This is a genomic window from Streptomyces sp. H27-H5 (genome assembly GCF_026627505.1).
Classification (GTDB): domain Bacteria; phylum Actinomycetota; class Actinomycetes; order Streptomycetales; family Streptomycetaceae; genus Streptomyces.
Window position 1 is genome coordinate 59,721 of the sequence record NZ_JAPNLK010000023.1, and the last position, 12,571, is coordinate 72,291.

Here is a 12,571-nt window from a genome sequence, read left to right on the forward strand (position 1 = left end):
CTTTAGTGCGGCGGGACCGTCGCCTCCGCTCCCGCCCCCCGATCACATCGGCATGCGGCGCCCGCTCAGAGCCCCGCGAGCCGGGCCAGCCCCGCGAAGGAGTCCAGCAGGGCCGTCCGGTCGTGGGTGGAGGTCGTGACCAGCAGTTCGTCCGCCTCCGTCGACCGCGCGACCTCGGTCAGCTCCGCCGCGACCTGCTCCGGAGTGCCGTGGATGTGCCCGACCAGCGCGCCCTCGTACAGTTCGCGCTCCTTCGGGTTCATCTCCAGCGCCTCGACCTCCTCGGCCGGCCGGAGCGGCGGGAAGCTGCCCCGGGTGCGGGAGTACGCGAGCGACCACGCCTCCGGTACCAGGATCCGGCGGGCGGCCTCCTCCGTCTCGGCGACCGCCACGGTTCCGGAGACCATCACGTACGGCTCCGCGCCCCAGGCGGACGCCCGGAACTCCTCGCGGTAGCGCTCCACGACCTCGGTCACCTTCGCCCGGCCCCGCAGATCCCCGACCACCATCGGCAGCCCGGCCCGCGCCGCGATGCCCGCGCCCTCGCCGGTGGCCAGCACGTAGGGCGTGATCGGCAGTCCCTCCGCCGGACGGGCGTGGACCTGGGGGTGGGCGCGCTGGGTTCCGTCCAGCCAGCCCAGCAGCTCGGTCAGTTGCTCCTCGAACAGGTCGGCGTCCCTGGTGTCCCGTCCCAGTGCCCGCCGGATCCCGTCCGTGAAGCCGACCGAGCGGCCGAGGCCCATGTCGACGCGGCCGGGGAACAGGGACTCCAGGACCCCGAACTGTTCGGCGACCACCAGCGGTTGGTGGTTGGGCAGCATGACCCCGCCCGTGCCCACCCGGATCCTGTGCGTGGAGGCGGCCACGGCCGCGGCGAGCACGGTCGGCGCGGAACCGGCGACGCCGGGCACGCTGTGGTGCTCCGACACCCAGAAGCGGTGGTAGCCCAGTTCCTCCGCGGCGCGCGCCAGCGCCACGGTGTCGCGCAGCGCCTGCGGGGCGCTGTGGCCCTCGCGGGTCCGGGACCGGTCGAGTATCGAGATTTTTCGGATCACACCGGTGTCAACGTCGTGGAGCGAGGAGGATTCCCCGGTCCGGGAGGGCGCGAGGGGGATTGCACCGCGGGTCGAGCGCCGGCGGGTCGGCGCGGGCCTGACCGGCGCCACGTCGACGGCGGAACCTAGGCTGGTCGTATGACGCGTGAGACCGACAACCGCCGCCCGCTGGCCGTCTTCGACATCGACAACACCCTGGCCGACACCGACCACCGGCAGCACTTTCTGGAGCGGCGCCCCCGGGACTGGGCGGGTTTCTTCGGAGCGGCCCCGGCTGATCCGCCGCTCGCGCGCGGGGTGGCGCTGGCGGTGGAGAGCGCGGCGGACTGTGAGGTCGTGTACCTCACCGGGCGCCCCGAACGGTGCCGTGCGGACACCGTCGAGTGGCTGACCCGGCACGGTCTGCCGGAGGGGCGGCTGTGGATGCGGGGCAACCAGGACCGCCGCCCGGCCCGGACGACGAAGCTGGAGGTGCTGGGGCGGCTCGCCCGGGGGCGGGACGTGCGGATGCTCGTGGACGACGACGAGCTGGTCTGTCAGGCGGCCCGGACGGCCGGCTTCCGGGTGGTGCTCGCGGACTGGGCGGCGGACGCGCCGGAGCTCAAGTCCGCCCAGGAGGGCGAGGGCCGCACCTGAGAGGCGGCCCCCGCGTGCCGCCCGGGGCGGGGCGCGGCGGCCCTCGCCTTCGACCGGGAGGCGTCAGACCTCCCGTCTCTCCCCAGACCTCGCGTCACTCCTCGCCGTCGATGCGGAAGCCCACCTTGAGGCCGACCTGGTAGTGGCCGATCTCGCCGTTCTCGATGTGTCCGCGCACCTGCGTGACCTCGAACCAGTCGAGGTTGCGGATCGTCTGCCCCGCGCGGGCGATTCCGTTCTTGATGGCCTGATCGATGCCCTCTGGAGAGGTGCCGACGATCTCGGTCACCCGGTACGTGTGGTGGGACATGGGGTCTCCCGACAGTGGTCGCTGTTGCCTTGTTCCAAGGTGCCCCAGTAAGTCCAGGTCCGCGAACTTTGCGTGAACAATCCCGAGCGAAAGGTCTTGACCAGCCTATTGGTCTATGCCAATTTCAAGCCATCTGAGATCCATCCCCAGAAGGTGACCCCCGTGAAGATGCGCTTCCTCGCCATGTGCACCGTTCTCGCGGCCGCGACCGCCCTCACCGGCTGCAGCCCGGTGGCCGGATCCGAAGGCGGGCCCGAGAAGGTGACGCTCTGGTTGATGAAGGGCAGCGCCTCGGACGACTTCATCGCGAAGTTCACCGCCGACTTCGAGAAGGAGCACGCCGGCATCGACCTGGACGTCAAGATGCAGGAATGGACGGGCATCGGCGACAAGGTCAACGCCGTCCTCAAGGGCACGAGCAAGGAGAGCGCCGACGTCATCGAGGTCGGCAACACCCAGGTGGCCCAGTACGTCGAGACCGGCGGCATCTCCGAAGTCACCATGGACGGGCTGCGCGACTGGGACAGCAGACACTGGCTCAAGGGCCTCTCCGACCCGGGTAGCGTCGACGGCGCCCAGTACGGAGTTCCCTGGTACGCCGCCAACCGGGTGGTGATCTACAACAAGGAACTCTTCGCGAACGCCGGGATCACCACCCCGCCGAAGACCCGTCAGGACTGGATCCAGGCCACCCGGCGGCTCGACAAGGGCGAACAGCAGGGCATCTACCTCCCCGGCCAGAACTGGTACGTCCTCGCCGGCTTCATCTGGGACGAGGGCGGCGAACTCGCCGTGCAGACCAACGGTGAGTGGGCCGGCGCGCTCGACGACGAGAAGGCCCTGAACGCCATGGAGTTCTACCGGCAACTCCAGGGACTCGGCGACGGCCCCAAGGACGCCGACGAGGAGACACCCCCGCAGTCCGAGGTCTTCGCGCGCGGCCGGATCGCCCAGATCATCGGCCCGCCGAGCCAGGCGGCGGCGATAGAGGCCGCCAACCCGGCCCTGAAGGACAAGCTCGGCTTCTTCCCCATCCCCGGCAAGAGCACCGAGAAGCCCGGCGCCGTCTTCACCGGCGGATCCGACCTGATCATCCCGGAGAAGGCGGGGAACCGTGAGCACGCCGTGGACCTGATCACGGCGCTCGTCAGCGAGAAGTGGCAGACCGAACTCGCCACCACCATGAGCTACGTCCCCAACAAGACCACCCTCGCCCACGTGGTCGAGGGCAACGAGGGCGCCGCCACCATGGCCGTCGGCGCCGCCCAGGGCCGGGCCACCCCGCAGTCCGCCCGGTGGGCCGAGGTCGAGGCCGAGAACCCCATCAAGCCGTACATGACGGCCGTGCTCACCGGACAGGACCCCCAGCGGGCCGCGAAGACCGCCTCGGAGTCCCTCAGCCGGATCCTCGGCTCCGACCACTGAGGCGACCCCCACGATCGAGGCGACGCCGACCGCGACAAGGGCCCCCTCCCGCGGGTCCGCCCGCGCGTCCGCCGAGTTCAGCGTTCGCACATCCGGCCGCCGCTGAGCGGTCATGTCGAATCCAGCCGGTCACGGAAGAAGTAAAGGAGCCAGGCCACCAACCTGCCGGCCTGTCTCTCCGTGCCCGGATCAGGAGCAGCCATGACCATCGCACCCCTGTCCCCGTCCCCCCTCGCGCCCCCCACCCTCCCCGCCGCCCCGGCCGTCCCCCTCGCCCCGACGCTCCCCGCCGCCCGCCCCGCGCCCGCGGGCCCCCGGTACGCCGTCCGGCTCGCCCGCGACGAGGACGAGGTACGGGCCGCCCAGCGGCTGCGCCACCAGGTCTTCGCCGGGGAACTCGGCGCCCGCCTCGACCACGCCGAGCCCGGCCTGGACGTCGACGCCTTCGACGCCTACTGCGACCACCTCCTCGTCGTCGACGAGGAGAGCGAGCAGGTCGTCGGCACCTACCGACTGCTTCCCCCGGAACGCGCCGCCGTCGCGGGCCGCCTCTACTCCGAGGGCGAGTTCGACCTCGGCGCGCTGGCCCCCATCCGCCACGACCTCGTCGAGGTCGGCCGGTCCTGCGTCCACCCCGACCACCGCAACGGCGCCGTCATCGCCCTGATCTGGGCCGGCCTCGCCCGCTACATGGACCGTTCCGGCCACAACTGGCTCGCCGGCTGCTGCTCCGTCCCGCTCGCCGACGGCGGGGTGCTGGCCGCCGCCACCCGGGAGACCGTCCTGCGACGCAACCTCGCCCCCGAGGAGTACCGCGTCACCCCGCACCTGCCCTGGAGTCCCGAGGGCATCACCGTCCCCGGCCGGCAGGAGCTGCCCCCGCTGCTGCGCGGCTACCTGCGCCTGGGTGCCTGGGTCTGCGGAGAGCCCGCGCTGGACGCCGAGTTCGGCTGCGCCGACCTGTACGTACTGCTCTCCCTGCGCCGGACCAACCCGCGCTACCTCAACCACTTCCTCGCGCTCGCCCCGGGCGCATGAACGCCTGGCTGCCCACCGCGCCCTGCACCCCCGAGGCCTGCGCCGGCCACGAGGGTCCGACGGCGAGCGTCCCGCACGCGGTGCTCCGCCTCGCCGGCGCCGTGGCCCTCGTCCTCCTCGCCGTCCTGACCGCCGCGCCCGTACGGCTGCTCCCGGACCGACCCCGACACGCCCTCGTACGGGGCTGGTCGGCGGCGCTGGTCGCCTCCCTGGGGATACGGATCACGGTGCACGGAAGCCCCGGCGCGGCCGGCGGCCGGCTGATCGTCGCCAACCACATCTCCTGGCTCGACATCCCGCTCGTGGCCGCCGTGCTGCCCTGCCGGATGCTGGCCAAGAGCGAGATCGGTGCCTGGCCCGTGCTCGGCCGGCTCGCGGCCCGGGCCGGAACCCTGTTCATCGAACGGGACCGGATCAGGGCCCTCCCCGACACCGTCGCGACCCTCACCGGCGCGCTGCTCGCCGGGGACCGGGTCACCGTCTTCCCCGAGGGGTCCACCTGGTGCGGGCGGGCCCAGGGGCCGTTCCGCCGGGCCGCGTTCCAGTCGGCGCTGGACGCGGGCGTGCCCGTACAGCCGATCCGGCTCGCGTACCGGCTGTCGGGAGGCGGGGGCCCTGCCGGGGGTCTCGCGGGGGCGCCCGCCTTCGTCGGGGACGACCCGCTGACGGCCTCCCTGTGGCGCATCGCCCGCGCCCGGGGCGTGCGGGCCGACGTGTGGTTGCTGCCGCGGATCCCGCCGGGCCGGCACGAGGACCGGCGGGACCTCGCGGCGGCGGCGCAGGAGGCCGTCCACGCGCGTGCCGCGCGGCCCGTGCCGGCCGCGCGGCCCGTTCATCCCGCGGAGCCCGTACAGGGGGCACGGCCCGACCGGACCGCACCCCTGCTGCCGGGCATCCCCACTCAGTCCACCGGGCCCTCCGCCACCGACAGGGACAGCGCGAAGCGGCCCGCCGCGTCCGTCCACCACTGGGTCAACTCAAGCCCGGCGGAGGCCAGTTCCTTGCGAACACCCTCCTGACGGAACTTCGCGGAGATCTCCGTCAGGATCTCCTCACCCGCCCTGAAGGGCACCACCATGTCCAGGGCCCGGATCTTCACCACCGCCTCCGAACGGGCCCGCAACCGCATCTCGATCCACTCGTGTTCCTTGTTCCACACCGCCACGTGCGTGAACTCGGCGTTGTGGAAGTCCGCGCCCAACTCGCGGTCGATCACGGCCAGTACGTTCTTGTTGAACTCCGCCGTCACCCCCTGCGCGTCGTCGTACGCCGCGACCAGGACGGCCTCGTCCTTCACCAGGTCGGTACCCATCAGCAGCGCGTCACCCGGCGACAGCATCGCCCGTACGGACGCCAGGAACGCGGCCCGCTCCGGCGGCAACAGATTCCCGATCGTGCCGCCGAGGAACACCACCAGGCGCGGCCCGGGGGAGTCCGGCAGCCGCAGCGGCCGCGTGAAGTCCGCCACCAGCGCGTGCACCTTCAAGCCGGGATGCTCCGCCAGCAGGGTGTCCGCCGCACCCCGCAGGGCGCTCTCGCTGACGTCCACCGGGATGTACGTCTCCAGCGCGGGCATCGCCTCGATCAGGTGCCGGGTCTTCTCGGAGGAACCGGAACCCAACTCCACCAGCGTGCGGGCGCCGCTCTCCGTCGCGATCTCCCGGGCCCGCTCCAGCAGGATCTCCCGCTCGGCGCGGGTCGGATAGTACTCGGGCAACCGGGTGATGTCCTCGAAGAGTTCACTGCCCCGGGCGTCGTAGAACCACTTCGGCGGCAACTTCTTGGGGGAGCCGGTCAGTCCGCCGCGCACGTCGGTGCGCAGCGCCTTCTCCGCGGTGTTCTCGTCGAGGGTCCGGGTCAACTGGAAATCACTCACGGTCGGCTCTCCTTGAGCGGGGTCAGGTCGACCCTCGTACGGGTTGCGGTCAGCAGGGTCCGGTCGGGTACCTCGCACCAGCGGGAGTCGTCGTCGTGCGGCTCGGAGGCCACGACCACGCGCCCGGCGTGCGGGTCCGCCAGATACCAGAGGGAATCGCCCCAGGCGGTCGCGGCGATGGTGGAACCGTCGGTCAACAACAGGTTGAGCCGTGAGGCGGGGGCGGCCGAGGCCAGGTCCCGGACGGGACCGGCAAGGGCGGCGCCGAGGTCGTCCCCGGCGCGCAGACGGTGCAGGACCAGCGCCCAGATCAGCGCCGAGTCCGTGCGCGCGGCGAGTTGCAGCAGCTCCTCCACCGGCAGCCCGGCGGCGACCGGGGCCGCCGACTCCGGCCAGTCCCGCACCGAGCCGTTGTGGCTGAAGAGCCACCGCCCGTCGGAGAACGGCGCGGCGGCCGCCTCCCCGTCGGCCCCCGCGAGCGTGGCGTCCCGTACGGCGGCCAGCACGGCGCCGCTGCGCACCACGCGGGTGAGGTCGGCGAAGGTGAGGTCGCCCCAGATCGGGCCGGCCCGCCGGTAGCGGGCCGGCACCGGGTCGCCCTCCGCGTACCAGCCGATGCCGAAGCCGTCGGCGTTCACCGTGCCGTTGCGCTGCCGGCGCGGCGCCCACGACTGCCGCACGAGGGAGTGCTCCGGTTCGCTCAGCAGCCTCCCGAGGCTCACCACCGGCCCGAGATAGGCGAGATGGCGACACATCAGACATCATCCCGAGCGGTGCGGAACCCGGCGAAGATCTGCCGGCGCACCGGCAGGTCCCAGTTGCGGAACGTGCCCCGGCAGGCCACCTGGTCCACCGCGAACGACCCGCCCCTGAGCACCTTGTGCTCGGGGCCGAAGAACACCTCCGAGTACTCCCGGTAGGGGAACGCGCGGAACCCCGGGTAGGGGAGGAAGTCGGACGCCGTCCACTCCCACACGTCGCCGATCAGCTGGCGCACCCCGAGGGGGGAGGCTCCGGCCGGATAGCTGCCCGCGGGGGCCGGGCGCAGGTGGCGCTGCCCCAGGTTCGCGTGCGCCGGTGTCGGGTCCGCGTCGCCCCACGGGTACCGGGTGGAGCGGCCCGTGCCCGGGTCGTACCGGGCGGCCTTCTCCCACTCGGTCTCGGTGGGCAGCCGGCGCCCGGCCCAGCGGGCGTACGCGTCCGCCTCGTACCAACTGACGTGCAGCACGGGCTCGTCGCCCGGCACCGCCTCGGTGACGCCGAAGCGGCGGCGCGACCACGCGTCGCCCTCCCGGTGCCAGAACAGCGGGGCCTCGATCCCGTGCGCGCGGATCTGCTCCCAGCCCTCGGCGGCCCACCAGCGGGACTCGCGGTATCCGCCGTCCGCCATGAACGCCTGGTAGTCGGCATTGGTCACCGGCGCCGTGTCGATCCAGTACGGCGCCGTGTCCCGGGTGTGCGCGGGCCTTTCGTTGTCGAGCGACCAGGGTTCGGCGGAGGTGCCCATCGTGAACGGCCCGCCGGGCACCCGTACTTCAGTCGCGGACAGGGGCGGGCCCTGCGGCGGATCCGGGTCCGGGGCGGTCAACACCGCGGCGCCCCGCCTCAGCTGATGTGTGACCAACATGGTTTCGTCGTGCTGCTGTTCGTGCTGGGCGATCATCCCGAAGGCGTAGCCGCCGGACAGCAGGTCCGTACCCTCCAGCGGGGTGCGCTCCAACAGGTCGAAGACCCGTCCGCGGACCTCCGCCGCGTACCGGCGGGCCTCCTCGGGCCCCAGCAGCGGCAACTTCGGCCGCTCGGAGCGCGGATGCTCGAACGCGTCGTACAGCGGGTCGATCTCCGGACGCATCGACTCGCGGCCGGCGACGTTGCGCAGCAGCCAGAGCTCCTCCATGTTCCCGATGTGCGCCAGGTCCCAGACCAGCGGGGACATCAGGGGGGAGTGCTGCGCGGTCAGGTCCCGGTCGCTCACGGTCTCGGTCAGCCCGGCGGTACGGGCCCGCGCGGTGGTCAGGGCCGCCACGGCCCGCTCGCGGAGTATCTCGGGGTGTATGTCGGTGGTCACGGGCGTGCGTCCTTCCCGGCGGGCTGCCGCTGTTCCTCTTCGTCGTCCGCCGGGCAGCGGCCGCGCAGTACGTAACGCTCGGTGAACGCGCCGACCTCGTCCCGGACGTGCGTGCTCGCCCCGAGCCGGGGAAGTGCCTCGCCCGCCGCCAGGAAACAGGCGACGGCGGCCGACCGAAGCTCCGGATCGGCGAGCCCCGCGCGGGCGGCGGACCGCCACAGGGGGTTGCGGGGCGCGCTCCGGGACCCGTACGCGTCCGACAGCGCCTTCGACACCCGGTACGCGGTCTCCGCGGCCTCCGGGTCGTCGAACAGCGCGTGCACCACGGCCACCGGCACGATCCAGCCGTGCTCGCCGGGCTGCGCGTCGATCATCCGCAGTTCCAGGTGGCCGCGCGGTCGGATCGGCGGGAACAGCGTGGTCAGGTGGTACTCCAGGTCATCGGCGGTGGGAGGCCGCGGGCCCGAGCCGGACGTCAGCCAGTCCCGGAAGGTCAGGCCGCGCGGGATCACCCAGGGCGCCCCGTCCCCGACGGACCGGACGCACATCACCTCGGTGTCCAAGGCGTGCCGGGTCCACGCGTCGCGGGGCTCCTCGTCCAGCGGCGGGGCCAGGGCGCGCCGCGTGTCGATGTCGTTCCAGATGCCCTGGCGGGCGCACCGCCAGCCGGCGTACGGGCCCTCCGCGGCCGGGGAGTTGGCGAAAGCGGCCACCAGGACCGCGCCCAGCAGGTGCGCGAGCCGCCAACGCCGTCCGTACCCGAGCGGGCCCGGCTCCTCGTGTCCGGCGTCCACGCAGACCTGTACGGACGCGGAGGAACGCATCATGGCCCGCCCGGCGGGACCCGTGCGGTCGAAGTAGGTCTCCATCGCCTGGTAGCGCGGGCTGTCCAGCATCCGGCGCAGGGGGCGCCGGGCGTCCTGCCCGAGACCACGCAGCACCAGGCCCTGCCGACGCAGGACGCCCCGTACGGCCGTGAGGTCGGCCTGGAGGCCGTCCACGCAGGCCGTCAGGGAATCGGCCGGAGCCGAACTGAGCTCCAACTGGCCACCCGGTTCGACGGTGAACCCGGAGTGCAGAGGCAGGGCGCCGGCCGCGTCGTGCGCGGCGGCGAGCCGGTCGGCGGACAGCGCGAGATCGGGACGCTCGGCGTCCAACACCAGCCATTCGAGTTCGGCGCCGAGCACACGAGGTGGACCCGTCTTGAAACAGATGCCGTGGAGGATGGTCTCCGCCGAGTCCACGGTGAGGGGCTCGGGCGGGGGGTGGTGCACAGGCGGAGCAGGTGAGTCCTGGCGCATGACCGGATCCTCGTCTCCTGTCGGCGGCCGGCGCTTTCGTCGGCCGTGATGTCACCCGTGCCTACCCGTCTGCGGGCCACAAATCCCATTGCCGTTCGAGGGGCTCGACCGGAGGATTGCGGTGTGAGCAGCAGATTGCGTGAAATCGCGCGGGAGAACGCGACGATCCTTGCGGCCGGGGGGTACCGGACGCGGACGGGACGGCAGATCTCCCTGGCCGCCGCCCTGGTGGAAGCCAAGGCAGGAACCAGAATATATGGACCAAACCGGGTCATTCCATATGGAGAACCCCTCACAAAGGAGGGGAAGACCGCCTTCGAGGTCACGGGCGAGAGCAGCACCGTCGCCGCCCACCGGCTCGCGAAGGACGCTCCGCGAGGGGTCCGGGTCGCCTACACCGACCGGGTGATTCACTCGCCCGCCGTCCCCGTTTTCCGCGACGATCGGGGCGGGCTCCTGGAGACCCCCTTCCCGGTCGCCTTCCTCACCTCCCCGGCCCCCAACGCGGGCACCATCCGCCGCCAGGAACCGGAGCGCGCCCACGAGATCCCCGGCGCCTTGGCGCGCCGGGCCGAGCTGGTCCTGGAGGTGGCGGCGCTGCACGGCCACCGGCGGCTGGTGCTGGGAGCCTGGGGATGCGGGGTCTTCCGGAACGAGCCGGCGGCCGTGGCCGAGGCCTTCCGGGAGCTGCTCACCGGCCGCTTCGACGGCGTCTTCGAACGGGTCGTCTTCGGAGTACTGGACCGCGCGCCGGAACCCCGCCAGGCATTCGAACGAGCGTTCGCCGGGCTGTGTGCGGAGCCGGGGAGCACCGACCCCGGGCACTGACCCGGGGCCCGATGCCGCGCGACTACTGCCAGCCGTGGCGCTCGCGCAGCCGATCCACCACCAGCTGGAAACGGCCCCGGTCCAAGGCGCACGCCTCGCGCCGCATCCCCGACTCGTGGACCCTCAGCACCCGGTCCACCGCCACCCAGGACTCCCGCCCCGCGCCGTCCCACGGCCCGGTCCCGATCGGCACCCACTCCCGGTCGTGATCGTGCCGCTTGCTGGAAACAACTGCACGGCCAGCAGCGTGCTGCCGCCCGCCTCCCGGGCGACCACCAACACGGGCCGGTCCTTGCCCCGACCGTCGTTCTCCTCGTACGGGACCCAGGTCCACACGATCTCGCCGGGATCCGGATCGCCGTCCTTGTCCGGCGCGTACTCGGTGCGCACCGGGCCGATGGCGCGCGGATCCGCCTCACGGGTCGCGGTGACGCCGTCACGCCCGGGCTGCTCGACGTGACCGTCGTCGTGGTCGTTGCTCTGGTGGGAAAGTGCCGTCATTCCGGTGAGGTTACTGGTTCCGGCCACTTCGAGGCCCAGTCCTCGGCCGCCTCGACCTGGGCCGCCAGGGAGAGCAGCAGGGGCTCCGCGTGGGCAGGACCGAGGAGCTGGGCGCCCAGGGGCAGACCGTCCGGGGTGAAGCCGGCCGGGACGTTGACGCCCGGCCAACCGAGGACGTTCCACGTCCAGGCGTACGGGCACGCCGCGATCATCGCCCGGTCCGTCGCCAGGGCCCCCAGTCCCGCCAGGGCGCCGATCCGCAGCGGCGGGGTGGCCGTGGTCGGGGTGAGCACGACGTCGAAGCGGTGGAAGATCTCCCCGACCCGGCGTTGCAGCACGGCCTCCGCCCGGCGGGAGGCGCGCAGGGGCACGCCGCCCAGGATCCGGCCCGTTCGGACGGCCTCGTGCGTGCGCGGGTCCAGCAGCGAGGAATCCGGGACACGGGCCGCCAAGTCCCGCACCCCGCTGGTCGCGCGCGGCGCGAAGGTCAGGCCGATCGGGCCGTAGCGGGGGTCCTCCTCCACCACCTCGTGCCCCAGTGACTCCAACCGTGCGGCCAGCCGTTCCACGGCCGAACGCACCACGGGATCCAGGGACTTCGCCGTGGCGGTGAAGGCCATGGCGAACGACAGGGCGACTCGAAGGCGGCGCGGCGTGCGCCGGGCGGCGTCGACGGCCGAGATGCGCGCGGGATGGTGCAGGTCCCCGGCGTGCTGCCCGCTCGCCGCGTCGAGCAACAACGCCGCGTCGCCCACGGTGCGGGCCAACACGCCGTTGACCGTGAGCCCGTTGAAGGACTCGGGTTCCGGCCAGGTGGAGATGCGCCCCCGTTGTGGCTTCACGCCGACCAGGTGGGTCCACGCCGAGGGGATGCGGACCGAGCCCGCCCCGTCGGACCCGAGCGCCGCCGGGACGAGCCCGGCGGCCACGGCCGCCGCCGAGCCGCCCGAGGAACCACCGGGCGTGTAGGCGGTGTTCCACGGGTTGCGGGTGTCGCCGAAGGCGTGCCCCTCGGTGAACGGCCACTGGCCCAGCTCCGGGGTCTGGGTCTTGCCGACGATGATCGCGCCGGCCGCACGCAGTCTGCGTACGGCCTCGCTGTCGGCGTGCTTCAGTGGGAAGGTCCCCGCGCTGCCGAAGGCGGTCGGCTCCCCGGCGACGTCCATGTCGTCCTTGACGGCGATCGGCACCCCGAGCAGCGGGAGCCGCTCGCCGGCCGCCAGTCGCCGGTCGGCGTCGTCGGCCTCCGCGAGCGCGGCCTCGACCCGTACGACACGGAAGGCGTTGAGCGCGGGCTGCGCGGCCGCGATCCGCTCCAGGGCCTGCTCCGTCAACACGCGCGCGCTGACGCTGCCTTCGGCGAGCGCGCTCGCCGTGTCCGACAACCCCGCGGAGACCCGCGGGGCCGAGCCAATCGAATCCAGCGATGACGCCGACATCGGACCTCCCCCTTACCGATCGGTAGGTACGACGGTAGCGGGGAGGAACGGAGAGCCGCTAGGGGCGCCGCGGCCCCGGCAGGATCCAAGGGGG

At 72.9% G+C, this 12,571-nt stretch carries 12 protein-coding genes and 1 pseudogene; 5 read left to right on the top strand and 8 right to left on the bottom strand.

All coding sequences use genetic code 11. The annotated features are described in order from the left end of the window. Positions 1-65: 65 nt before the first annotated feature. Positions 66-1,055 (bottom strand): LLM class flavin-dependent oxidoreductase, encoded by a 990-nt coding sequence (locus OTB19_RS14340; RefSeq protein WP_267798540.1) that lies wholly within the window; start codon positions 1,053-1,055, stop codon positions 66-68. Between the two features lie 138 nt (positions 1,056-1,193). Between OTB19_RS14340 and OTB19_RS14345 the strand changes: the two genes are divergently transcribed. Further along, positions 1,194-1,691 (top strand): hypothetical protein, encoded by a 498-nt coding sequence (locus tag OTB19_RS14345; protein WP_267798541.1) that lies wholly within the window; start codon positions 1,194-1,196, stop codon positions 1,689-1,691. A gap of 94 nt (positions 1,692-1,785) precedes the next feature. Here the strand turns inward: OTB19_RS14345 and OTB19_RS14350 are convergent, their stop codons facing one another. Beyond that, positions 1,786-2,001, bottom strand: coding sequence for a dodecin (locus OTB19_RS14350; protein ID WP_267798542.1), 216 nt, complete (start codon positions 1,999-2,001; stop codon positions 1,786-1,788). A 162-nt stretch (positions 2,002-2,163) separates the two neighbouring features. On the opposite strand from OTB19_RS14350, the gene OTB19_RS14355 reads away from it, so the two are divergent. The 3 genes from OTB19_RS14355 (at position 2,164) to OTB19_RS14365 (ending at position 5,483) form a co-directional block, all read left to right on the top strand. Then, positions 2,164-3,426 carry an extracellular solute-binding protein gene (locus tag OTB19_RS14355; protein WP_420716839.1) on the top strand — a complete coding sequence of 421 codons (1,263 nt, stop codon included), beginning with the start codon at positions 2,164-2,166 and terminating at the stop codon, positions 3,424-3,426. Between the two features lie 201 nt (positions 3,427-3,627). Then, positions 3,628-4,464: a GNAT family N-acetyltransferase gene (locus tag OTB19_RS14360; RefSeq protein WP_267798543.1), complete on the top strand. Its 837-nt coding sequence runs from the start codon at positions 3,628-3,630 to the stop codon at positions 4,462-4,464. Continuing rightward, positions 4,461-5,483, top strand: coding sequence for a lysophospholipid acyltransferase family protein (locus tag OTB19_RS14365; protein ID WP_267798544.1), 1,023 nt, complete (start codon positions 4,461-4,463; stop codon positions 5,481-5,483). The genes OTB19_RS14360 and OTB19_RS14365 overlap by 4 nt, the downstream gene beginning before the upstream one ends. Here the strand turns inward: OTB19_RS14365 and egtD are convergent. From egtD to egtA, 4 genes are read right to left on the bottom strand one after another with little or no spacing between them, the layout of a single operon-like run. Next, positions 5,366-6,340 (bottom strand): L-histidine N(alpha)-methyltransferase, encoded by a 975-nt coding sequence (gene egtD / locus OTB19_RS14370; RefSeq protein ID WP_267798545.1) that lies wholly within the window; start codon positions 6,338-6,340, stop codon positions 5,366-5,368. The genes OTB19_RS14365 and egtD overlap by 118 nt on opposite strands. Further along, positions 6,337-7,095, bottom strand: coding sequence for an ergothioneine biosynthesis protein EgtC (gene egtC, locus OTB19_RS14375; RefSeq protein WP_267798546.1), 759 nt, complete (start codon positions 7,093-7,095; stop codon positions 6,337-6,339). The genes egtD and egtC overlap by 4 nt, the downstream gene beginning before the upstream one ends. After that, positions 7,095-8,408: an ergothioneine biosynthesis protein EgtB gene (egtB, locus tag OTB19_RS14380; protein ID WP_267798547.1), complete on the bottom strand. Its 1,314-nt coding sequence runs from the start codon at positions 8,406-8,408 to the stop codon at positions 7,095-7,097. The genes egtC and egtB overlap by 1 nt, the downstream gene beginning before the upstream one ends. Beyond that, the gene (gene egtA, locus OTB19_RS14385) at positions 8,405-9,709 is read right to left on the bottom strand and encodes an ergothioneine biosynthesis glutamate--cysteine ligase EgtA (protein WP_267798548.1); all 1,305 of its coding nucleotides are present in this window, start codon (positions 9,707-9,709) and stop codon (positions 8,405-8,407) included. Before egtA ends, egtB begins: the two co-directional genes overlap by 4 nt. Before the next feature lie 123 nt (positions 9,710-9,832). On the opposite strand from egtA, the gene OTB19_RS14390 reads away from it, so the two are divergent. Beyond that, on the top strand, positions 9,833-10,537 hold the full coding sequence (locus OTB19_RS14390) for a TIGR02452 family protein (protein ID WP_267798549.1): 705 nt from the start codon (positions 9,833-9,835) through the stop codon (positions 10,535-10,537). 22 nt (positions 10,538-10,559) lie between these two features. On the opposite strand, the pseudogene OTB19_RS14395 reads toward OTB19_RS14390, so the two are convergent. After that, positions 10,560-11,038, bottom strand: a pseudogene (locus OTB19_RS14395) (type II toxin-antitoxin system PemK/MazF family toxin). Continuing rightward, complete coding sequence (locus OTB19_RS14400) at positions 11,035-12,477, bottom strand: amidase (RefSeq protein WP_267798550.1); 1,443 nt, start codon at positions 12,475-12,477, stop codon at positions 11,035-11,037. The pseudogene OTB19_RS14395 and the gene OTB19_RS14400 overlap by 4 nt, the downstream one beginning before the upstream one ends. Positions 12,478-12,571 lie beyond the last annotated feature (94 nt).

Excerpts from the sequence above, each read along its gene's own strand:
- OTB19_RS14345 (WP_267798541.1), top strand. The coding sequence starts at position 1,194 with ATGACGCGTGAGACCGACAACCGCCGCCCGCTGGCCGTCTTCGACATC.
- OTB19_RS14350 (WP_267798542.1), bottom strand. The coding sequence starts at position 2,001 with ATGTCCCACCACACGTACCGGGTGACCGAGATCGTCGGCACCTCTCCA.
- OTB19_RS14360 (WP_267798543.1), top strand. The coding sequence starts at position 3,628 with ATGACCATCGCACCCCTGTCCCCGTCCCCCCTCGCGCCCCCCACCCTC.
- OTB19_RS14365 (WP_267798544.1), top strand. The coding sequence starts at position 4,461 with ATGAACGCCTGGCTGCCCACCGCGCCCTGCACCCCCGAGGCCTGCGCC.
- egtC (WP_267798546.1), bottom strand. The coding sequence starts at position 7,095 with ATGTGTCGCCATCTCGCCTATCTCGGGCCGGTGGTGAGCCTCGGGAGG.
- egtA (WP_267798548.1), bottom strand. The coding sequence starts at position 9,709 with ATGCGCCAGGACTCACCTGCTCCGCCTGTGCACCACCCCCCGCCCGAG.
- OTB19_RS14400 (WP_267798550.1), bottom strand. The coding sequence starts at position 12,477 with ATGTCGGCGTCATCGCTGGATTCGATTGGCTCGGCCCCGCGGGTCTCC.